General features: G+C 72.4%; 13 protein-coding genes and 1 riboswitch. Of the genes, 6 read left to right on the top strand and 7 right to left on the bottom strand.

Annotation, left to right across the window (positions count from 1 at the left end; genetic code table 11):
- The first annotated feature begins 150 nt into the window (after window positions 1-150).
- A riboswitch (cyclic di-AMP (ydaO/yuaA leader) is annotated at window positions 151-308 on the top strand.
- Window positions 309-319: 11 nt separating this feature from the next.
- Window positions 320-1,348: a M23 family metallopeptidase gene (locus tag ACFPQ9_RS08430; protein WP_380849153.1), complete on the top strand. Its 1,029-nt coding sequence runs from the start codon at window positions 320-322 to the stop codon at window positions 1,346-1,348.
- 170 nt (window positions 1,349-1,518) lie between these two features.
- On the opposite strand, the gene ACFPQ9_RS08425 is transcribed toward ACFPQ9_RS08430, so the two are convergent.
- From ACFPQ9_RS08425 to ACFPQ9_RS08410, 4 genes are all read right to left on the bottom strand, one after another.
- Window positions 1,519-2,865: a PrsW family intramembrane metalloprotease gene (locus ACFPQ9_RS08425; protein WP_380849150.1), complete on the bottom strand. Its 1,347-nt coding sequence runs from the start codon at window positions 2,863-2,865 to the stop codon at window positions 1,519-1,521.
- 135 nt (window positions 2,866-3,000) lie between these two features.
- Window positions 3,001-3,852 carry a tRNA (guanosine(46)-N7)-methyltransferase TrmB gene (gene trmB / locus ACFPQ9_RS08420; RefSeq protein WP_380849147.1) on the bottom strand — a complete coding sequence of 284 codons (852 nt, stop codon included), beginning with the start codon at window positions 3,850-3,852 and terminating at the stop codon, window positions 3,001-3,003.
- Between the two features lie 38 nt (window positions 3,853-3,890).
- Window positions 3,891-5,099, bottom strand: coding sequence for an L-2-hydroxyglutarate oxidase (lhgO, locus tag ACFPQ9_RS08415; RefSeq protein ID WP_380849144.1), 1,209 nt, complete (start codon window positions 5,097-5,099; stop codon window positions 3,891-3,893).
- Window positions 5,100-5,326: 227 nt separating this feature from the next.
- Entirely contained in the window at window positions 5,327-6,751 is a 1,425-nt protein-coding gene (locus tag ACFPQ9_RS08410; protein WP_380849141.1) for an MFS transporter, read from the bottom strand.
- 793 nt (window positions 6,752-7,544) lie between these two features.
- On the opposite strand from ACFPQ9_RS08410, the gene ACFPQ9_RS08405 reads away from it, so the two are divergent.
- Entirely contained in the window at window positions 7,545-9,638 is a 2,094-nt protein-coding gene (locus ACFPQ9_RS08405; protein ID WP_380849138.1) for an asparagine synthase-related protein, read from the top strand.
- Between the two features lie 262 nt (window positions 9,639-9,900).
- Window positions 9,901-13,365, top strand: a complete 3,465-nt coding sequence (locus ACFPQ9_RS08400; protein WP_380849135.1) for an AfsR/SARP family transcriptional regulator — start codon at window positions 9,901-9,903, stop codon at window positions 13,363-13,365.
- A gap of 66 nt (window positions 13,366-13,431) precedes the next feature.
- On the opposite strand, the gene ACFPQ9_RS08395 is transcribed toward ACFPQ9_RS08400, so the two are convergent.
- Entirely contained in the window at window positions 13,432-15,354 is a 1,923-nt protein-coding gene (locus ACFPQ9_RS08395; protein WP_380849133.1) for a sigma-70 family RNA polymerase sigma factor, read from the bottom strand.
- A gap of 341 nt (window positions 15,355-15,695) precedes the next feature.
- Complete coding sequence (locus tag ACFPQ9_RS08390; protein ID WP_380849130.1) at window positions 15,696-16,475, bottom strand: TetR/AcrR family transcriptional regulator; 780 nt, start codon at window positions 16,473-16,475, stop codon at window positions 15,696-15,698.
- Window positions 16,476-16,859: 384 nt separating this feature from the next.
- Here ACFPQ9_RS08390 and ACFPQ9_RS08385 point away from each other — a divergent pair, with 384 nt between their 5' ends.
- Complete coding sequence (locus tag ACFPQ9_RS08385; protein WP_380849127.1) at window positions 16,860-18,239, top strand: NAD(P)/FAD-dependent oxidoreductase; 1,380 nt, start codon at window positions 16,860-16,862, stop codon at window positions 18,237-18,239.
- Between the two features lie 257 nt (window positions 18,240-18,496).
- Entirely contained in the window at window positions 18,497-20,155 is a 1,659-nt protein-coding gene (locus ACFPQ9_RS08380; RefSeq protein WP_380849124.1) for an ATP-binding SpoIIE family protein phosphatase, read from the top strand.
- Window positions 20,156-20,193: 38 nt separating this feature from the next.
- On the opposite strand, the gene ACFPQ9_RS08375 is transcribed toward ACFPQ9_RS08380, so the two are convergent.
- Entirely contained in the window at window positions 20,194-21,465 is a 1,272-nt protein-coding gene (locus ACFPQ9_RS08375) for an MFS transporter (protein ID WP_380850042.1), read from the bottom strand.
- A gap of 147 nt (window positions 21,466-21,612) precedes the next feature.
- Between ACFPQ9_RS08375 and ACFPQ9_RS08370 the strand changes: the two genes are divergently transcribed.
- Window positions 21,613-22,161 carry a MarR family winged helix-turn-helix transcriptional regulator gene (locus tag ACFPQ9_RS08370; RefSeq protein WP_380849121.1) on the top strand — a complete coding sequence of 183 codons (549 nt, stop codon included), beginning with the start codon at window positions 21,613-21,615 and terminating at the stop codon, window positions 22,159-22,161.
- Window positions 22,162-22,552: the final 391 nt, after the last annotated feature.

The raw sequence follows: 22,552 nt of genomic DNA, 5'->3' as shown, positions 1-22,552 counted from the left end.
GGCCAACTCGCCCGATTTAGGCCGCTCGTGACCCGTAAGTCCAGGCGAAAATCGTTAATGATCAAGAGGAACAGCTTGGAATCCGCACCCCGGGTCTATTAACGTTCGATAACGCAGCGCGGTCGTCCCAGCCGTCACAAGAGGCGGCTCCGTGCGCACGCGCCGAGTCCCGCAAGGGAGCCGGGGAACCACCACCCTGGGGTGAATCGCGCGAATATCGCCGGGAAGTCACGGTTGATATACGCGCGTAGGAGACCTTCCTGCTCCGAACCCGTCAGCTAACCCGGTAGGCGAGAAGGAAGGAAAGGAGTACGCCCACGTGGCGTCCAACCGGCCTGCTCCGCAAGCCCCGTTCGTGCCGAGTCAGCGCAGCACGGAAACCTTCGGCTACGACCGCTACCGCACCGACGAGGGCCCGTTCGAGGAGTGGAACCCCACCGCGGAGTCCATTCGTCCCGTGCGCGGCAGGCACCGCGTCTCCAAGCAGCGTGGCGGGGGACTCGCCCGCAGCTCCACGGTTCTCGGCGTCGGCGTCATAGCCGCCGTCGGCGCGGGCGGCATGGCCAGCGCGAACAGCGGCAAGCCGCCGGTCGCCATCACCATGCCCGACCTGCCGCTGATCTCCGACGACGACTCCTCCGAGCCCGCCGAGGACACGGCCACCGCGCTCAGCACCATGGGCGAGGCCACCGAGCAGACCGCGCAGGGCGGCTCCGACGCCGGCGAAGCGCTGCGCAGCCGGATCATCGCGCAGGCCGAGCTCCAGCAGGACCAGATCGACAGCAAGGCCGCCGCGGCCGCGGTCGCCGCCGCCGAGAAGGAAGCCGCCGAAGCGGCCGCCAAGGCGGAGAAGGAAGCCAAGGCCAAGGCCGCCGCCGCGAAGGCCGCCGCCGAGGAGGAGGCCCGCAAGAAGGCCGAGGCCGAGCGCCTCGCCGAGCTGGCCAAGCAGTACACGCTGCCGACCTCCTCGTACACCATCACCTCGACGTTCGGTCAGGCCGGCGCCTACTGGTCCTCCGGCTACCACACCGGCCTCGACTTCGCCGCCCCCACGGGCACGCTGATCAAGGCGATCCACTCCGGTGAGGTCACCTTCGCCGGCTGGGACGGCTCCTACGGCTACAAGACCGAGATCACCCTCGACGACGGCACCGAGCTCTGGTTCGCGCACCAGTCCTCGATCAGCGTCAGCGTGGGGCAGAAGGTCAACACGGGCGACGTCATCGGCCGCGTGGGCGCCACCGGCAATGTGACCGGCGCCCACCTGCACCTCGAGGTGCACCCCGGTGGCAGCTCCAGCGGCATCGACCCGATGGCGTGGCTCCAGGGCAAGGGCCTCACCCCCTGAGCGACCCCTCGCCGGTCATCCACCCCTGAGACACCCCTCGCCGGTCATCCACTTCTGATCCCCGGCGGTCCTGACGGCGACCCCCCGACGTCAGGGCTGCCGGTTTCGGCATGTCTCCAAAACCTTTCGGCACAGGGCCTTTCGGCACCTGCCGCGCCCCGGCGGACCGATCACATCCGGTACGGGTTGTACGCGGGGTACGGCGCCGTCGGGCCGTACGTCCGCCCATCGGCCTGACCGTACGACTGCCAGTGGACCGGCGCCGCATACACGTGCCCGTACCCGTGCTCGTGGCCCCGCCAGGCCTGTGCGGCGGCCGCGTGCTCCAGGGCCGGGCGGGCGAACTCCCGGCGGCGCCACAGCTCGTGCAGCAACTCCTGTTCCCGTACGACGAAGTCCGCGCCGGCCCGCCCGCGGCGCCCCCGGTGCCGTAGGAACGCCAGCGACGTGGCGCATGCCTCGTACTGCGCCACGGTCCGCGCCGCCGCCCGGCCGCCGTGCCGGCGCGCGTACTGCCGGGCCACCCGCCGGTCCCGCATCGAACCCAGCGCGAACGGCTCGCCCGGCGAGAGCCAGCCGGCGACGACATAGGCGGGCAGTTCCTCGCGCACGGTCCGCAGCTCACGCTGACGGGTCCAGATCACCAGCCAGGTCAGCAGCCCGAACGCGGGCACCATGAGGGTCGCGTACACGGCGAAGAAGCCGTACTCGCCGAAGGCCGAGGAGCCGTTCCACAGGGCGTGCATGCCCATCGCGAGCAGCAGGCCGAGGAGCGGGAGCAGGACGCGGCGCACCTGCCGGCGCTCGCCCGACAGCGCGGCGATGCCGAAGCCGATGCCGGTCAGAACGGTGAAGAGCGGGTGCGCGAAGGGCGACATGATGACGCGGACGAAGAAGGTCGCCGCCGTCACGGAGGCGATGCCGCGGTCGCCGGTGAGCTGGTCGGTACCGAAGGCGGTACCGAGGTAGAGGATGTTCTCGGTGAAGGCGAAGCCGGTGGCGGTGACCCCGGCTATCACCACGCCGTCGACGATGCCGGTGAAGTCCCGGCGGCGGAAGAGGAAGACCAGCAGCACGGCCGCCGCCTTCGCCAGCTCCTCCACCACGGGCGCTATCACGGTCGCGCCCAGAGTGTCCGCGTGCGACGGGTCCGCCGTCGCGGTCGCTATCCATCTGGTCGCGAAGCTGTTGGCGACGATCGCTATCAGCGCCGCCGCGCAGGCGCCCCAGGCGAAGGAGAACAGCAGATTGCGCCAGGGGCCGGGCTCGACCCGGTCCAGCCAGCGGAAGGACGCCACCAGCAACGGCACCGGCAGCACGGCGAGCCCGAGTCCGACCAGGAACCCCTCGGTGCCGGTCTGCTCGCGCACCAGCGCGAGGATGACCAGCCCGGACAGCGCGAGCAGGGTGCTGAGCGCGCCGTAGCGCACCCAACGCCTGTGCCACCAGTGCGCGTGCCGCAGTGTGCCGCCGGTGGGACCGGTGGGTTGCGTCGGGTACGGGGGACTGGTGGCCACGGCATTGACCCTAACGAGGCAGGGGCGCCGCCCGCAGCAGCGCGAGGGGGCTCGGGCGCCGGTGAGGGGTTGCTGTCGATGCTGCTGTCGTCGTCCCCGGGGGGACGGTCGTCGGTGCTGGTCTTCCCGCTGCTCCTACCGCTGTACGCGGCGGAAGAGCAGGTCGTTCACCACATGACCCTTGTCCAGTCCCTGGCCTTCGAAACGGGTCAGCGGCCGGAACTCGGGACGGGGCGCGAAACCGCCGTCGGCGACGGTGTTCTCGAAGTCGGGATGCGCGGTCAGCACGTCGAGCATCTGTTCGGCGTACGGCTCCCAGTCGGTGGCGCAGTGCACCAGCGCGCCGGGCCGCAGCCGGGTCGCGGCGAGGTCGAGGAACTCGGGCTGGATCAGCCGCCGCTTGTGATGCCGCTTCTTGGGCCAGGGGTCCGGGAAGTAGACGCGCAGCCCGTCCAGCGCGTCCGGCTCCAGCATCTCCCGCAACAGGATGATGGCGTCGCCGTTGCCCACGCGGATGTTGCCGAGCCCGTGGTGGTCGGCGAGGTTGAGGAGGTTGCCCTGTCCCGGGGTGTGGACGTCGACGGCGAGGATGTTGGTGCCGGGGTCGCCGGCGGCCATCTGCGCGGTGGCCTCGCCCATGCCGAAGCCGATCTCCAGGACGACGGGGTTGTCGTTCCCGAACAGCTCGGCCAGGTCGACGACACGCTGCCCGTCGATGTCCAGTCCCCACTTGGGCCACAGCCGCTGCAACGCGTCCGCCTGCCCCGCGGTGACCCTGCTGCGCCGCGGCTGGAAACTGCGGATCCGCCGCTCGAAGTGCGACCCGGCCGGATCGGCCTTGGGCCCGTCCGGGAACCGCGGCTCACCCTTGGCCCGGGTGTGCCGGACGGAGACCCCGGGGACATGGCGCAGACCCTCCCCGCCGGTCTCGGGCTGAGCGGGGGTGGCGGGCCGGGGGGCTTCGGAGGCGTTGAGGGAGTCAGACACAGTGGGGTCGATTTTACGGGGAGCGCGACACACCCGGTTCACACCGAGCCCAGCGCCGCCAGCGCCCTGCGTGCCACCTCCCGCCCGATCGGCAGGGACGCCGTCGCCGCGGGGCTCGGGGCGTTCAGTACGTGCACGGCCCGGGGGCCCTCGCGGATCAGGAAGTCGTCCATGAGCGAGCCGTCCCGCAGTACTGCCTGCGCCCGCACACCAGCCGCCGCGGGCACCAGATCGTCGGACGTCACCGCGGGCAGCAGCCTGCGCACCGCCACCGTGAACGCCGCCCTGGACACCGAACGCCGCAGCTCACCGGCGCCGTACCGCCAGTGCCTCCGCGCCATCCGCCAGGTCCCCGGCCAGGTCAGCGTCGTGGCGACCTCGCCCGGCCGTACGACACCCCAGCGGTAGCCCTCGCGGGCCAGTGCCGGCACCGCGTTCGGTCCGATGTGCACGCCTCCGTCGATCCCGCGCGTGAGATGCACCCCGAGGAACGGGAACGCCGGATCCGGCACCGGATACACCAGCCCCCGCACCAGCTCGGGCCGGGCCAGCGAGTAGTACTCCCCCCGGAACGGCACGATCCGCACCTCCGGCTCGTCCCCCGTCATCCGGGCCACCTCGTCGCAGTACAGCCCGGCGCAGTTCACCAGGACCCGGCCGCGTACGACGTCCCCGGCCGTCGTACGTACGGCGACTCCCAGGTCCGCCCGCCGGTCGACGTACTCGACCTGCGCGCCGTACCGGATCTCGGCCCCCGAGCCCTCGGCCAGCTGCCGGGCGACCCCGACGAAGTCGCACACGCCGGTCGTCCCGACGTGTATGGCGGCGAGGCCGCGCACCTGCGGTTCGTACTCCGCGATCTGCGCCGCCCGCAGCTCCCGGACCGGAATGCCGTTCTCCCGGCCGCGCTGCACCAGGGCGTGCAGGCGGGGCAGCTCCTCCCGCTCGGTGGCGACGATCAGCTTGCCGGTGACGGCGTGCGCGATGCCGTACTCCGCGCAGAACTTGACCATCTCGGCGGCGCCCCGCACCGCGTACCGCGCCTTGAGGGACCCCGGCCGGTAGTAGATCCCGCTGTGGATGACCCCGCTGTTGCGTCCCGTCTGGTGCCGGGCCGGTCCCGGCTCCTTCTCCAGCACGGTCACCCGGGTGCCCGGGGCCGCACGCGTGATCGCGTACGCCGTGGCCAGCCCGACGATGCCACCGCCGACCACGAGCACGTCACAGTCGTAAGCGATCGCCCGCACCTGCTCCACCTCCCGGGTTCGATAATGCCTTGCGCCACTGACAGCGCGGCCAAACCCACGGAACGCCGCGTTCCGCCGAAGGCCGCCGGCGCTGGTGCCATGCCGGGAGCCGCGGGGGAGACGCGGGGGAGACGCGGGGGAGACGCGGGGGAGACGTTCTCGTCGAGGACGGGGGTGAGCAGGCGGGGGCCGAGAGGGCGGCCCCTGCCCAGTGTGGGGTGGGCTGCCTAGGCCGGCGCCATCAGCAGCGGCCGCGCCCGCTCCCGCAGCTCCACCACCCGAGGCTCGTCGCCGTACGGCTCCAGACGGTGCAGCAGGTCCTTCACGTACTCGGTGGTGCGCGCGGACGATATCCGCCCCGCGACCTCCACCGCCCGCACGCCCTGCTCGCACGCCGCGTCGAGATTGCCGGACTCCAGCTCGGCGACCGCCGACACCACCAGCCGCAGCCCGTGCGAGCGCACGAACTCCTCTGTCGGCTTCGACAGGGCCTGCTCGGTGAACCGCCGTACCTGTCGCGGTGCCTTGAGGTCCCGGTAGCACTCCGCGGCGTCCGCGGCGAAGCGGTCGTAGGAGTAGAAGCCGAGCCAGGACGGGTCGTTGTCGCCCTCCCGGGAGCGCTCCAGCCAGCCCTCCGCCGCCTTCAGGGCGGCGCCGGCCGCCTGCGCGTCGTTGGCGCGCGCGTGTGCGCGTGCCTCGACCAGGCGGAAGAAGCTCATGGTGCGGGCCGTGGCGAGCCCCCGGTTGCGTTCCAGCGCGGCCTGCGCGAGGTCGACGCCCTCGTCGCCGAAGCCCCGGTAGGTCGCCTGGAGCGACATGGACGCAAGGACATATCCGCCCAGCGGTACGTCGGCCGCCGCGCGGGCGAGCCGCAGCGCCTGGATGTAGTACCGCTGTGCGGCCTCCTGCTGCCCGGTGTCGAAGGCCATCCACCCGGCGAGGCGGGTGAGTTCGGCACTCGCGCCGAACAACGCCCGTCCGACCTCGTCGGAGTACGAGCCGAGCAGCAGCGGTGCCGCCTCCACTCGTAAGCACTCGGGCACCATGGACGAACGCCAGTCGCCGCCTCCGTACTTGGAGTCCCAGCGTCTGGCGTCCTCGGCGGCCTCCCGCAGCTTCTGCACATCGCTGTGGCCGACTTTGAGCGGTGCGCCGGAGCCCTCGGCGGGGTTCACCTCGCGCGCGACCGAACTGTCGGCCGGGGTTATCAGCCACCGTGAGGCGGGCGTTGCGTATGCGCTCACCGCGAACGATCCGGCGAGCGACTGCCAGATGCCGCCGGATCCCGCGCGGCGGCCGGCGAGGTCGAGACGGTAGAGCTCCGTCGCCGACTTCACCGCCTGTCCGACGTCCCGGGGGAAGGCGAGGCCCACTTCGGGTGCGGGGTCCGCGTCCGCCAGGCCGATCTCGTGGAGCGGCACGGGGCGGCCGAGCTTCTGGCCGATCGCGGCGGCGATGAGGTGCGGGGCGGCGCCCTGCGGCACCATGCCCTTCGACACCCAGCGTGCCACCGACGTCTTGTCGTAGCGAAGAGTCAGGCCCCGCTGTGCGCCAAGGTCGTTGACGCGCCGAGCGAGTCCTGCGTTGCTGATTCCCGCGAGGGCGAGAACGGCGCCGAGCTTTTCGTTCGGCCCGCGTTGCTCCCTGGACATGAGCCACCCCTCGACACAGACGGCTGCCGCGCTGGCATAACCACGCGGCATTCGTAAACCCAGCGTAGTTCGCCGCATCCCAAGCGTTAAGGGGCATTCTTCCGGATGGCGGGATTGTGGTCCGTACTCAAGTGCGCACCCCCTACGCACAGTTGTGACGTGCCCCCGGTGTGTGGCCGTGCGCCCGTCCGTGCGCTCTTCTCCGGCCAACTCGGGAGCGGTTCCATGGCTCATGCGTGGGTCGGCCCGCTGTACTGGATCCAGTGGGCTGGGGGATTCCGCCGCCTACATCCCCGCGGGCGGCGGAACGGTCCGGGGGGCGCACTCCGTTCCCCGGACTGCGCACGCATCGAGCACGGCGAGTAGTGCGGAGGGCTTGTACGGAGCGTGCGTGAGCCTGTCCCTACGACGCTGATTTGGCCGAAAATCGACCCCGCCTTTCGCGGGTGATTGCCCCTCCTACCATGGCACTTGAGGGCGCGCGGGGAGTTTTTGGGGAGCGTATCGGGGGCGCATTCGCGCCGCAGATGGTGCTGGATCCTGACGCTCCGCACGCCTGGACCTGCTCGTCCCGCCCGAGTGGATCCCCTCGCCCCGCCGGGTGGATCGCTTTGCCCCGTCCGGGTGTTCAGAGCGCGTGCCGCCCGCCGTCGGGACGCTCGCACCGGCCCTGAGCCGACCCGATCGACCGATCCCGACCTGCTCCGCCGCCGCTCCGGCGCGCGTCCTTCATGGCAGCATGGTGAACCGGTTCGTACGGTGCACTGTTTGTCCACAGCCTGTGGAGGCGTCCATGCGGTGGTTGGTGGGATGGAGCAGCACCGCCGCGGTGGCCGCCGGAATCGGTTCCGCCGGGGCAACCGGAGGCGACGGCGAGACCGTGCACCCGGTGGGGTCCCAACTCCTGTGGGGCGACCCCGACCCGCTCTGGGCGGTCGGCGACTGGCGCCCCGACGAGGTGCGCGTGATCAAGGCCGACGCGCAGAACCGGATCGCGGTGCTCGGCACCTGCGGGGCGAGCGACGAACAACTCCGCCTGGGCCTGTTCGCCGCGCGCGGAGGGGCACTTCGGCATCTGACGGCCTGGTCCGGCAGCTACACGGCCGTCGTCCAGGTCGGCCGCAGGCTCATGGTGTGCGGCGATCTGGCGGGCGCCCGGCCGGTGTTCTACACGCCTTGGGCGGGCGGTACGGCGTACGCGACCGCCGCGCTGCCCCTCGCCGATCTCATCGAGGCCAACCTCGACTTCGGACACCTCGCCGCCCTGCTCGCCGCCCCCGACGTACCGGCCGCCCTGCACGACTCCACCCCGTACGACGGCGTACGGCGCATTCCGCCGGGGCATGCGCTCATCCTGCGCGCCGGAGCACGCGAGATCGCCGGATACGAACCCGTCGCCTCGCTGGCCGTGGCGGCACCGCCGGCGGACCCGGACAGCGCGGTGGACGCCGTCCGCGACACCCTGGTGGAGGCGGTACGCGCGCGTCTGTCCGCGCCCCGCCACGTCCCCGACATCGACCCCGGCCCGGTGCCGGGGATGGGGCCGGCCGAGCGGCGTGCCGCGCGCGGGATGCCGGTTCCGGGCATCGGCGCCGACCTGTCCGGCGGCCCGGCCTCGGCCACTCTGGCCCTCCTGGCCGCCGGCCTACCGGGCATGCCGGGCACGGTGCTGGGCCACGGCACGGGCGCCGGCGAACGCCTCCTGGCCGTCACCTTCAACGACCTGGCGGTCGGCGGCCGCGAGGCGGAACTGGAGCGGGCGGGCGCCCTGGCGGCCAACCCGCGCCTGCACCACGTGGTGGTGGCCGGCGGCGAGGAGACACTGCCGTACGCCGACCTGGACGGTCCGCTGACCGACGAGCCGGGTCCGAGCCTGGTGACGGCGGCCCGGCACCGCGCCCGCCTCGCGTCCGGCAGCGCCGACCACTTCACCGGCTACGGCGCCCGCCAGGTCCTGGACGCCCACCCCGCCCGCCTCGCGGACCTCCTGATGGACCGCAAACGGCGTCACCTGGTCCGCCCGGTCGCGGCCCTGGCGAAGGCGGACGGCTCGGTGCTGGTCCCCGCGCGCGTGTACGGCGCGGCACGGAAGCTGGCCCGCACCCCGTACCGCACGGGCCTGGAAACCCTGGCGGACCGCCTCATGCACCGCCGTTTCGACGAACCCGGAGGTGCCGTAGGGGCCTCGCTCGCCGCGCTCACCTGGGCCAGACCGGGCCCTGCGGCGCGCTGGCTGACCGGGGAGGCGCTGGCTGAAGTATCGGTTCGCCTGCAAGCGGCGACGAGCCGCAACGGAGTGGGTCCGGGCCAGCGTCCCGGCGACCACCGCGCGCGTGCGGCCCTCGCCCGCTACGCCGCGGACATCCGCATCCTGGAGCAGGCCGCCGAGATCCGCTCGCAACGCCTGCACACCCCCTTCCTCGACAACCAGGTCGTCCGCGCCTGCCGGGCCCTGCCGGAGGCCCTTCGCGTGCAGCCCGGCGCCCGCGCCGCGATCCTGCGCACGGTCCTGGAGGGCGCCGGCGTGGCCGACCTCCCGCCCGGCTGGGGCGTCCCCTCGCACGCCTCGGCGGCGGTGGCGGCACGTACGGGTCTGAGGGTGGCCACGGACTCCCTGATGACCCTCTTCGGCACCCCCTTGCTCGCCCAGGCGGGCCTGGTGGAGGCCCGGGTGGTCCGCAAGGCCCTCCGCGCGGCGGCCGAGGGCGAGCCCCTCCCCCTGGACGGCCTGGCCGACCTGGTCTCCCTGGAACTCTGGCTCCACCGCCTACTGTCCCGCCGAGGCACCTGCTGGACAGGCACCCCGGCAAGACAGCGCGCGGTACCGGCGGGGATCACCCCGCAGCGGGGGGCGCTGGGGGCGGGGGCGGCGGGGCGGCGGAGGTGACGGGGGAGACAGGGACGATGGGGTAGGGCGGCGAAGGTGGGCACCACCCAGCCGGTCTGCACCATCCAGCCCGTCCGGCGTTTGAGGACGAGGCCGTTCAGACCGACGGGGGGTCAGGGGGCGGAGCCCCCTGGACGGGGTCGAAGGGGAGGCAGCCCCTGGGGATGGGACGGGTAGGGGCGGCGGGGGCGCAATCCTCCAGGCCCGCACCTGACGGATCACAGAACCTGACGGATCACAGAACCACCGCCACAATGACCCGGTGCGGTACAGAATCCTGGGCGTCACCCAGGCAGAGGACGACCAGGGCACCGTCATACCCGTCGGCGGCCCCCGCCTACGCGCCCTGCTCACCGCCCTGGCCCTGCGCCCCGGCCACCTCACCACCCCCGACACCCTGATCGACGAGGTCTGGGCCGGCGCCCCGCCCCAGGACGCCCCCGCCGCCCTCCAGGCCCTCGTCGCCCGCCTGCGCCGCACCCTCGGCAAGAACACCGTCACCTCAGCCCCCGGCGGCTACCGCCTCACCGCGACGACGGACGACGTCGACCTGTTCGTCTTCGAACGCCTCGTCCACGAAGGCACCGCAGCGCTCGCCCGAAACGACCCGTCCACCGCAGCCCACACCCTCACCACGGCCCTCGAACTGTGGCGCGGCCCCGCCCTCGCCGACCTCCCCGACCGCACAGCCGCCGCCACCCGCCCGGACGCCCTGCGCCTGGAGGCGACCCGCACCCGCATCGAGGCGGACCTGCGACTGGGCCGCGCCCACCACGCCGTACCCGAACTGCGGGAACTGACCGCGGCGCACCCGTACGACGAACCGCTGCACGCCCTCCTCATCCGCGCCCTGCGCGACACATCCCGCCCGGCCGACGCCCTCGCCGCGTACGAAGCGGCCCGCCGCGCCCTGGCCGACGGCCTCGGCACCGACCCCGGCCCGCAACTCCGCGCCCTGCACACCGAACTACTGTCACCGCCCCGCACCGACACGCTGCCCGTCGGCCCCCGGCCCGTCGGCACACTCCCCAAGGCGCCTCCCTCAGCACCCCCCGACGAACCCAGCGTCTCCCCCTATCGAGGACGCCCAGAACGAATCGGCAGCCCTGAACGAACCGGCAACCTCCGTCCACGACTTACCTCTTTCGTGGGCCGGGAACTGGAACTCGACGCCATCCGTTCCGAATTGCACAGGGCCCGACTGGTCACGCTCACCGGACCGGGCGGCTCTGGAAAGACCCGTCTCGCCGAGGAAGCCGCCGCCGGGCTCCCGCAGGCATGGCTCGTCGAGCTCGCCCCGCTCGACCGGCCGGAGGCGGTGCCCGGCGCGGTGGTCAACGCCCTCGGTCTGCGCGAGACCGTGCTCCTGACCAACGAGCTCACGGCCCAGCAGGACGACCCGCTCGGCCTGCTCATCGAGTACTGCGCCGAGCGCAGCCAGCTCCTGATCCTTGACAACTGCGAACATGTCATCGGCGCCGCCGCCACCCTCGCCGAGACCCTCCTCACCCGCTGCCCGGGCCTCACGATCCTCGCCACCAGCCGTGAACCCCTGGGCATCCCCGGCGAGTCGGTACGCCCGGTCGAGCCCCTGCTCCCCGACCACGCGCACCGCCTCTTCGCGGACCGCGCGGCGGCCGTCCGCCCCGACGCCGCCACCGCGCTGCGCGAGGCCCGCGAGCAGGAGGCCGTCGCGGAGATCTGCCGCCGCCTCGACGGTCTGCCGCTCGCCATCGAACTGGCGGCGGCCCGGCTACGGCTGCTCACGCCCCGGCAGATCGCCGACCGCCTCGACGACCGCTTCCGCCTCCTCACCTCCGGAAGCCGTACGGTCCTGCCCCGCCAGCAGACCCTGCGCGCGGTGGTCGACTGGTCCTGGGACCTGCTGGACGAGCATGAGCGCACGGCACTGCGTGAGATGTCCGTCTTCGCGGGCGGCTGGGACCTCACGGCCGCCGAGGCCGTCTGCACCGCACCCGCCGCGGACGTTCTCGGAGCCCTCGTCGACAAGTCCCTGATCGTGGCCACCCCCGGCGAGCGGGACGGCTCCGACGGCATGCGGTACCGCATGCTGGAGACCATCCACGAGTACGCCGTGGAGCGCGCCGCCGAGGTCCCGGAGCTGCGGCTCGCGGCCGAGCGCCGGCATCGGGCCTGGGTGCGCGCGCTCGTGGAGGAGGCCGACCCGCTGCTGCGTTCCGCCGGCCAGCTCCCGTGGATCTCCCGCTTGGAGACCGAGCTGGACAACATCCGCGCGGCCCTGGACCGGGCGCTGACGGCGGGCGACGAACCGGACGCCACGGCCATCTCCCTGGCCATGTGCTGGTTCTGGTGGCTGCGCAACTACCGCGTCGAGGGCGCCGCCTGGGCCGACCGGATCCTGCGCCTGTGCGCCACCCTGGACGCACAGGCGGCCGCCCTGGACTCCGGCACCGTCCCCGCGCCCGACGGCACCGCCCCTCCCACCGCCGATCGCGCACCCGGCCCCATCACCGATCGCGCACCCGGTCCCATCGCCGACCTGGAGGCCTTCCTCGCCGACCCGGAGGGGCAGGCCCGCCACCCGCGGCACGGGCAGCGGATGAACCTCCGCCTGCAACACCTCTTCCTCTCCATCGAGTTCGAGCCCGTGGAGCACTGGCAGGACGAGCGCTGGTACTCCTACATCGAGCACGTACGGGCCCACTTCGCGCGCGGCGGCCCCGAGGCGGCCCGTATGCCCGGCATGGTCTGGCCGCTGACCCAGTACGTCCTGGGCGACACGGCGAACACCCGGCCGGTCATGGACGCGGTGCTGGCCAACTGCCGCGTGTACGGGGGCGACTGGGAGGTCGGCTGCATCCTGATGTTCCGCACGCACATGCTCGTCGACTCGCCCGGCGGCCTGGAGGGGGTCGACGACGACCTCGCGGAACTGCGGATCCTCAGCCGTCGGGCCGGTGACCGGTGGATGCGGGCCCAGGTGTCCAGCGCGGCCGGGGAGGCGGCCATGACGCGCGGTCACTACGAGGAGGCCGAGGCCGAGTTCGAGGAGGCGCTGCGCCTCGCCCAGGAGGTGGGCGCGTACGCCGAGACGCCGTTTCTCATCGCCCGGCTCGCTGAGATCGCCTACCGCACCGGTGACCGTGCGGCGGCCCTGGCGGCGCTGGACGAGGCGGGCGCCGCGGCCGACCGGTACCGCGTCGCGGACTCACGGGCGTTCGTCCTGCTGATGCGGGCCTACCTGGCGCTCGACGACAAGGACACGGCACGCGCGCGTGAGCTGTACGAAGCGGCCCGCGCGCAGACCGAGCGGGCCACGCTGCCGCCCCAGTTCCTCGTGATGCTGAACATCGTCGACGCCCTGACGGTGACAGCGGAGTCGGGCCCGGAGAAGGGCCTGCCGCGTCTGGCCGACACCCTGCGCCTTGCCGTGGAGAACCACTGTGCCGACGAGATCACGGCGACCCTCACGGACGCCGCGGCGGATCTGCTGGCCCGGCTCGACGATCCTGCACGCGCGGCCCGGCTGCTCGCCGCCGCGGACCGCTTGCGCCGCGGCCATCCGCGCCCCATGCCGGAGCGGGAGTACGCCGAGCGGGCCGACGCACATGCCCGGATGGCCCTGGGCGCCGAGCGCTTCACGGCCGAGTACGAACGGGGCCGCGCCCTCACCCAGGACGAGGTGCTGGACGACCTGGCCGAGGCCGTGCGCGGCCTCCTGCCGCCCGACGGCCGGGCGCCGTGAGTCGCGCCGTGAGTCGGATGCCCGCCCGACGGCCGGGTGCCCTGACCCGGATGCCCGCCCGACGGTCTACCGGCAGCTGAACTTCGACTCTGCCCAGTCCGCGAGCAGCAGGCTGCCGACGGTGCCGCGCGGCTCGACGACCAGGCGCACGGTCTCACGACCGGTGAGGTTCACCCGGACGGGCACCGCCGTGTCCCCGGCCTCGACGACCGAGGACCGCCACAGGCGCACGCCGTCGGCGTAGACCGAGAAGGAGAACTTGCCGAGGCCGAGGTTCATGTCGTCGACGCCGACCAGTGCCTCGTAGGCGGCGCACTGCCGGTTGAGGTCGATGGTGACGGAGGACCGGCCGTGCACGGTGACGCCGTGCGCGTACCGCTGCCCGGCGATCGACACACTGTCGCGCTGCCACACCCAGCTGCTCTCGTGCAGCCGCATCTCGGGCTCGCTGCCGTCACCGGAGAGGTCGTACGAGAGCTCGCTCCACTGGTAGTCGGCCGGGGCCGGCGGTGGCGTCGGGGTGGGCGTGGGTGTCGGGGTCGGAGTGGGGGTCGGTGTCGGCGTGGGCGTCGGAGCGGGCGAGCGCGTCGGCGTGGGCGACGGCTTCGGGGTCTGCTCGGGTGCCGCGGCCGGGACGATCGCCGGGGGCCGCGGAGTGGGCTCCTCCTTCGGCGGCTGCGGAGCGGGCGGCTTCGGGGTCGGCGTCTCCTCGACGACGGGGGAGGGGACGGGGGGCTGCTTGGCGTCGTTGTGCTCGGCCGGCTTGTCGTTGCCGGCCAGCGCGAGGACGATCGCCGCCGCGACGCCCACGGCGACCACACCCGCGGCGATACCGGCCTTCAGCGGCGCGCCCACCCCCTCGGAGGCCGCCGCACCGCCTCCCGCGCCGCCGGGCGAACCTCCGCTCGCAGCCCCGGCCCCGCCGGCCACCCCGGCACCGCTCGACGAACCACCGCTCGCCGCCGCGGCCGCTCCCGCGGCACCGGCCGCACCCGCCCCGGCACCGCCGGCGATGAGCCCGGCGGCCTTGGCGTACCCGGCGACACCGAACCAGCCGATGACCGCGACCGGTACGACGGCCGGGATACCGCTGGCGACTTCCTTGATCTGGCCGGCGGCCAGCCGGCACTTGGCACACTCGTCCAGATGCTTGCGCAGACCCCGCTCGGCGCGGGTGCGCAGGCTGCCGCGGGCGTAGGCGCCGAGCCGGTCGGCGTAGCGGGAGCACTCCGCGTCGCCGGCGAGGCTGGCGCTGACATGGGCCTGGAGGTAGGCCTGCTTGAGGCCCTCGCGGGCGCGGCTGGCGAGCACGCGTGTGCCGTTGGCGTCGAGCCCGAAGAGTGTGGCGACCTCGCTCGGCGACTCGTCCTCGACCTCGGTGTGCCACAGCACGGCCTGCCAGCGCTCCGGCAGCGACCGGAAGGCCTGCATGGCCATGGACTGCTCGGCCTCGTGCATCGCCCGTACGTCCGCGCCGAGGTCGAGCGTGTCGTCGTCGGACACCTGGGCCACCCGGGAGGACTGCGCGGCGAACACCGCGAAGTCGTCGACGAGCTGCTCTCGGCGGGCCGACTTCGTCCAGTCGGCGGCGGCCCGCCGGATCGAGGTGAGCAGATAGGCGCGTACGGCGTGCTCGGGACCGGATCCGCCGCGCACCGCCTGGAGCATGCGGGCGAAGACCTCGGCCGTGAGGTCGTCGGCGGTGTGTCCGTCACGGCAGCAGGTGCGGGCGTACCGTCGTACCGCCTCCGCGTGGCGCCGGTACAGCTCCTCGTAGGCGCTGTCGTCGCCGGAGCGCATCCGGCCGATCAGGTCGGCGTCCGACGGCGGCAGCTCGCGCGGCGGTGGCAGCGCGCTGTCCTGGCGCCGGTCGCGCTGGGCCGGGACACCGCCCGGTGGCACGTCCGCGGGGCCGCCCTGGCTCGGCACCTGGGGAGTCGACGACTCCCCGTCGTCACCGCGTGACTCGTCCCACCCGTCAACGCTCATCGCGGAAAGCCCCCGCCGCCAGCTCCACCAGTCCCGGACAATGGGTCAGGGTGCCACATTGGCTTTTGTTCAGGACCCACCCGTACGGACATCCACCCGTCCGTGGGGACTTCCCGCAACCCAGTACTAGCTCTTGCCCCGGCGGGGAAGGCTCAATCAGCCGTCACCGGACGTGAGTTGACGTCGGCACCCGAAATGCCCGGCATGTTCCGCGAGGGAGTGCGAGGCGAGGGGTGCGAGGTGAGGGGGCGCGAGGCAAGGGTGGTGCGGCACCCTGCCTCCCGGTCACCTCTTGCCGATCCGTCACCCCGTCGACGTCACGGTCGTCGCATCGGCCCGGCTCACGCCTGAGGCCGCGACCGCAACCCCTCCAGCAGGATGTCCAGCAGCCGTGCCGAGGCCGCCGCCTGCTGCGCCGCGTCCGGCAGCGAGGGCGCCGCCGTCGCGATCACCAGCAGGACGTCCGACACCGAGACGTCGGCCCGCAGCTCACCCGCCGCGCGTGCCCGCTCCACAAGCTGCCCCACCACGTCGAGCAGGGCCGCCGCACCCGCGTCGTCCGCCGGGTCGGCCGAGACCGCCGGCCGCTCGGACACCAGCCGCAGCTCACCGGCGCCCGGCTGTATCCGCTGCTGCGGCACCCGAGCCTCGTCGAGCCCGGAGCCGTCCTCGGCGACCCCGACCCGCAGCACCTGCGGCGGCAGCAGGCGCCCCGCGCCCGAGGCCACCGATGTGCGCAGGAAGCGGGACAGCGCCGACCACGGCTCGTCCTCCTGGCCGAGCGCGGCACGTGCCTGGTCGGTCAGCCGGGACGTCTCCTCCTCGGCTATGCGTCGCACCAGGACGTCCTTGCTCGGGAAGCGCCGGTACACGGTCCCGACGCCGACCCGCGCGCGCCGCGCCACGTCCTCCATCGGCGCGCCGTAACCCAGCTCGCCGAAGACCTCGCGCGCCGCACGCAGTACGTGCTCCAGATTGCGCTGTGCGTCCACGCGCAGCGGCGCCGAACGCGGTCCGTCCCCGCGTCCGTTGCCCGCAGCCGCGCTCAACGTGCCGCCCACCGCTCCGCCGCCATGTGTGATGGCGGACGCGGAAGACCAACGAGAATCCTGAACATGCATAAGCGATCCCCCGGTAATGACGTCTCCCCCCGGAGACTCTCCCCGTCATTGCAAAGCCGGAGCGTCGCGGAACAAGCCCGGACCACGAGTCCGTTTCGTGTGACTCGCGGACCCAAGAGCGCATCCCCCTACACCCCGTCGACATACGAACATAGTTGAGCGAGGGTCAATTCAGAAGGGGCAGGTTCCGCACGGAGCGCCCCTCGATCGGAGTACGGGTCGTTTACGTCCCGATTGCGCCACCTACGACCCCCCGGCGCACACCCGTTGACCTGCGAAGACTCCACCCACTCCGGCAATTCGGCCAAATCGTGGCGCCGTCGGCCGCCGGTCACACAAATTGTCGAGGCTGTGGACAAACGCAAGCGTCGGGTGCGTCATGGGATGGTGAAGGAACGTGCGCGCATTCTCGTTGTCGGCGGCGGCTACGTCGGGATGTACACGGCCCTGCGGCTCCAGCGGAGGCTGAAACAGGAACTCGGGCGGGGTGAAGCCGAGATCACCGTCGTCACTCCCGACCCGTACATGACCTATCAGCCGTTCCTGCCCGAAGCGGCGGCCGGCTCGATCTCGCCCCGCCATGTGGTGGTACCGCTGCGCCGCGTCCTGTCCGAGTGCCGGATCATCATCGGCGAGGCCACCGCGATCGACCACGCCAAGCGCACCGCCACCCTCACCACCCTCGCCACCGAGGAGGAGGGCACGGGCACCGAACAGCTGTCGTACGACGAACTCGTCCTCGCCCCCGGCTCCGTCTCGCGCACCCTGCCTATCCCCGGCCTCGCCGAGCACGCCATCGGCTTCAAGACCGTCGAAGAGGCCATCGGCCTGCGCAACCACGTCCTCGAGCAGATGGACATCGCCTCCTCCACCCGCGACCCCGAGATCCGCGACGCGGCCCTCACCTTCGTCTTCGTCGGCGGCGGCTACGCGGGCGTGGAGGCACTCGGCGAACTCGAGGACATGGCCCGCTACGCCGCGCGCTACTACCACAACGTCCGGCCCGAGGACATGAAGTGGATCCTGGTCGAGGCCTCCGACCGCATCCTGCCCGAGGTCGGCGAGGACATGGGCCGCTACACCGTCACCGAACTGCGCCGCCGCAACATCGACGTACGTCTGCACACCCGCCTGGAGTCCTGCGCCGACCGCGTCGCCGTCCTGAGCGACGGCTCCCGTTTCCCCACCCGCACGGTCGTGTGGACGGCCGGCGTCAAACCCCACCCGATCCTCGCCGCCGGCGACCTGCCACTTAATGCGCGCGGCAGGCTGAAATGCACCCCCGAGCTGACGATCGACGGCACCACGCACGCGTGGGCCGCGGGAGACGCCGCCGCCGTCCCCGACGTCACGGCCGCGGACCCCGACGCGGAGTGCGCGCCCAACGCCCAGCACGCCGTACGCCAGGCGAAGGTCCTCGGCGACAACATCGTCCACACCCTGCGCGGCGAACCCCTGGAGACGTACGCGCACAAGTACGCGGGCTCCGTCGCCTCCCTCGGGTTCCACAAGGGCGTCGCCCAGGTCTACGGCCGGAAGCTGAAGGGCTACCCTGCCTGGTTCATGCACCGCGTCTACCACCTGAGCAGGGTGCCGACCTTCAACCGCAAGGCCCGCGTCCTGGCCGAATGGACCCTGTCGGGCCTGTTCAAGAGGGAGATCGTGTCCCTCGGTTCGCTCGAACATCCCCGAGCGGAGTTCGAACTCGCGGCCGGTGGAAAGCATCCACACAACCCGGGAGACGACACGAAGGGGTCGTCCTGACCGGACCCAGGAACTCCACCGACCGGGCAGGCGTCTGACGGGTGTCGGCCAGGTCGGCCGCACTGCCAGACTGATCCCGAACCGATCCCGACCGATCCCGAGCTGGACGACCCCTTGGACAACCCTGGACGGGCAAGCGCCCGCCCTTCGCACCACGAGGATCTCCCCACAGTGCCGCAACCCCGGGGTGCTGCCGCCCCGCAGACCCCCGGCCGCGTCCGGAGCCGGCCGAAGACGACGACACGAGGCAAGGATTCGTGAACTTCACGCGCTGGAGCGCCCGGCTCCCCGGAACGCAGCGCCGCGCCGCAGCGCGGACCGAGAACACGGCGGCGGCCACCCCGGACCGCCGGGGAGAGAGCCCGAGCCCCGTCCCCGCGGCCCGCGTCGAACAACTCACCGACGAAGGCGAACCGATCCCCGCAGTGGACGAGCTGCCGGTCCGTGAGGTCCTTGATCGTGTCCCGGCCCTGGTCGCCCTGGTCCACGGCACCGACCACCGCCTCGCCTACGTCAACGACGCCTACACGACGGCCTTCGGCGCACGGCCCCTCGGGGAGCCCGCCCGCGATGCCCTGCCCGAACTGGCCGAACTGGGTCTGCTGCCGCTCCTGGACCAGGTCCTGCGCAGCGGCAAGCCCCGCACCCTCAAGTCCCGCAAGGCCCCCGACGGCCGCTCCTACACCTTCACCTGCACCCCCGTCGCCGAGGGCGACGGCGGTGGTGTTCTCGTGTTCGCCACCGACGTCACCGACCACGCGGAAGCCGCCGAGCGCCTGCGCGCCAGCGAACGCCGCCAGCGCGAAACGGCCGTCACCCTCCAGCGCTCCCTGCTCCCCCAGGAGCTCGAAGAACCCGACGACCTGCGCATCGCCGCCACCTACCACCCCGGCGGCACCGAGGCCGCGGTAGGCGGCGACTGGTACGACGTGATCACCCTGGGCGGCGGACGCACCGCACTCGTCATCGGCGACGTCATGGGCAGAGGCGTGCGGGCTGCCGCGGTCATGGGCCAGCTCCGCACGGCGGTGCGCGCCTACGCCCGCCTGGACCTCCCGCCGCACGAGGTACTGCAACTGCTGGACGGCCTGGCCACGGAGATCGACGCCAACCAGATCGCCACCTGCGTCTACGCCGTCCACGACCCGAACGAGGGCCGCCTGGTGTACGCGTCGGCCGGCCACCTCCCGATCCTCGTCCGCGACGAGACCGGCGCCGTCCAGCGCGCCGACGAACCCACCGGTCCGCCCCTCGGCACCGGCGGCTGGATGCACGCCTCCGGCTCGATCGCCCTGAGCCCCGGCTCCACCGCCGTCCTCTACACCGACGGCCTGGTCGAACGGCGGGACGAAGACCTGGACGAGGGAATCGCCTCCCTGGAACGCGCCCTCGCCGGCGCGACCGGGACCCCTCAGGTCGTCTGCGACCGCCTGGTCCGCTCGGCCGGCGTCACCGCCGACCACGACGACGACGTCGCCGTCCTCGTCCTCCAGCACCCGGCCCGCACCGGCCCCGACAGCGACCTGTTCCGCAACGCCGCCCTGGAACTCCTCGGCGGTGTGGAGGCCGCCCCACGCGCGCGTGCCTTCGCCTCCGGCGTCCTGACGAGCTGGCGCTTCCCGACGGACCTGCACGACCTGGGTGTCCTCGCGACCAGCGAACTGGTCGCGAACTCCCTCCAGCACGGCACCCCGCCCATGCGGCTGCGGCTGCGCCGCACGGACCGCCGCCTGACCATCGAGGTCACCGACGGCGACGACCACCTCCCGCGCCGCCGCCGAGCCGAACCGGTCGACGAGTCGGGCCGAGGCATCGCGATCGTCGCCACGATCGCCTCGGCCTGGGGCTCCAGACGAACACCCGGGGGCGGAAAAGCGGTCTGGTGCGAGTTCCTCCTCCCCAAGGGGAGCCGCTAGCGGCCCACAGGGACACCGCCAGCGGCCCACGGGGAAGGTCAGGCGTGCGCCCGGGGCGTCCCCGCCGCCGAGGCGGCAGCGCCCTGCGCCACGACCCGGCTCTTCCCCCGCCACGGCTGGTCCTGCACCGCGGTGAGCTGCCTGCCCAGCCGCAGTGCCAGCCAGGTGATCCCCAGCGAGAACAGCAGGAACGTCACGACATACGGCCCGTGCAGCGCCGCCCCCATGGGCCCGCCCACCGCCGGCCCCACCGCCAGCGCCAACTGCTTCACCAGGGCGAAAGCGGAGTTGTACTGCCCGGCCATCCCGCTCGGTGCCAGGTCCGCGACCAGCGGAGCGACGGTCGGCGACAGCATCGCCTCACCCAGCCCGAACAGCGCGTACGTCGAGATGAAGGCCGCCGTCGCCATCTCCTGGCTCCCGTCCCCGAGCCCGGCGTACCCCGCCGCGACCCAGGCCACGGCCCAGATCAGCCCCACGGCCGCGATCACCCGCGACCGCCTGCGCCGCTCGACGAACTTCAGCACGGCGAACTGCGCCACCACGATCATCGCGGTGTTGGCCGCGAGCGCGGTCCCCAGCGCCGACGTGGAAACACCGGCCGCCTCGACGCCGTACGCGCTCAGCCCCGACTCGAACTGGCCGTAGCAGGCGAAGAACAGGACAAAGCCCAGCACACACAGCTGCACCATCGCCCGGTTCTGGAGCATCTGCTTCCAGCTGCCCTTCGCCGACCGCCCCGCCGGCGCCCCGTCGACCCGCGGCGCGTGCGGCATCCGCACGGTCGCCATCACCACGACGAGCAGCAGGAACATGGCCGCCTCGATCGCGAACAGCAGAGTGAAGGAGGAGACGCTCGTCGTGTCGACCAGATGGCCACCGATGAGCCCGCCGACGCCGAGTCCCAGGTTCTGCAGGAAGAACTGCGTGGCGAACGCCCGCGACCGGGTCTCGGCCGAGGAGCAGTCCACGATCATCGTCGCGAGCGCCGGCTGCATCACGGCCTGACCCGCCCCGAGTGCCGCCGCCGACAGCAGGACGGCAGCCGCGGTCCCGGCGAGTCCCAGGCTCAGCGAGCCGAGCGCGGCGGTGACCAGAGCGGCGAGCAGCACCGGCAGCGGGCCTCGCCGGACGATGGCCCGCCCGGCGAACGGCAGCACGACCAGCGCGGCCACGGCGAAGACGGCGAGGACCATCCCCGCCGTCATGGCACCGAGCCCCCGCACCTGCGCCACATAGACGTACAGGTAGGGGACGGTGAAGCCGAGCCCGAACGCGCTGAGTGCGTTGCCCACGTGAATCCGGCGCATCGCTGCGCCCATCGCCCTGGTCACGTTCACCTCTCCTCAATGAAGACCCATCGATGTAGGTCTGAAGACTTCGAAGCTAAAATTAGAAGCTAAACAGTACACCTTGAAGGACTTCAACGCCAAGCAAGCCCGTGCCATACTCGGCCCATGGGCGACACCCCCGACATCGGCGAACCGACACTCGAAGAGCAGATCGCCGCCTACCAGCGCGAGTTCCAGGACCTCGACCCCCAGGTCGAGCAGATCGTCTCGGCGCTGTCCCGCCTGAACCGCCGTATGAACGTCGCCTACGGCCGCCAGACCTCCGCCCTCGGGATCAGCAACGCCGAGTGGGAGGTCCTCAAGGCCCTCGTCCTCTCCGGCGCCCCGTACCGCATGGGCCCGAGCGACCTCGCCAAGCGGCTCGGCCTCACGCCGGCCGCGATGACCCACCGGATCGACCGCCTGGTCGCCGAAGGTCTGGTCACCCGGGAGCGGGACGAGTCCAACCGCGTTCGCGTCATCGTCGAGCTGACCGCCGACGGTCGGGAGAAGTGGCTGGAGGCGATGCGCCTCGCGACGGTCTTCGAGGAGGACCTCCTCCAGGACCTCTCGCCACAGGAGCGCACCTCGCTCGGCGATGTCCTCACCCGCCTGCTCCGCAGGGTGGAGCACGCCCAGCCGGACGCCGGCGGACGCCTCAGCGACCTGGACTGACACGGGCCCCCGACCGCGTAAAAGATCTTGACAGGGGGCGCTTGACAGCCCCATGCCCGATCCGTAAAGTTCTCCGGGTTGCCGCCGAGCCGTAACGGTTCTGCGACAGCACCTCCCGCCGCGAGAGCGGCAACCAAACCACCAGCACGATCTCCCACTCGGGTCGATTTCGGCATGCCCGAATTCAATTTGAATGGGACTCGGCGGCCCGATTAGGAATCGCCGAGCGGATCCGCTAAGGTTTGAAACGTCGGAACGGCCCAACGGCCGGGAAGACAGGCCCCGCTGACTGGGGGTCAGGCCCGAAAGGATCTGATAAAGTCGGAACCGCCGGAAAGGGAAACGCGAGAGCGGGAACCTGGAAAGCACCGAGGAAATCGGATCGGAAAGA

The sequence above is a fragment of the Streptomyces coerulescens genome (assembly GCF_042657965.1).
GTDB classification, from domain to species: domain Bacteria; phylum Actinomycetota; class Actinomycetes; order Streptomycetales; family Streptomycetaceae; genus Streptomyces; species Streptomyces coerulescens.
The sequence above is the reverse complement of the archived record's forward strand: the minus strand, read 5'-3'. Positions and strand labels throughout refer to the sequence as shown.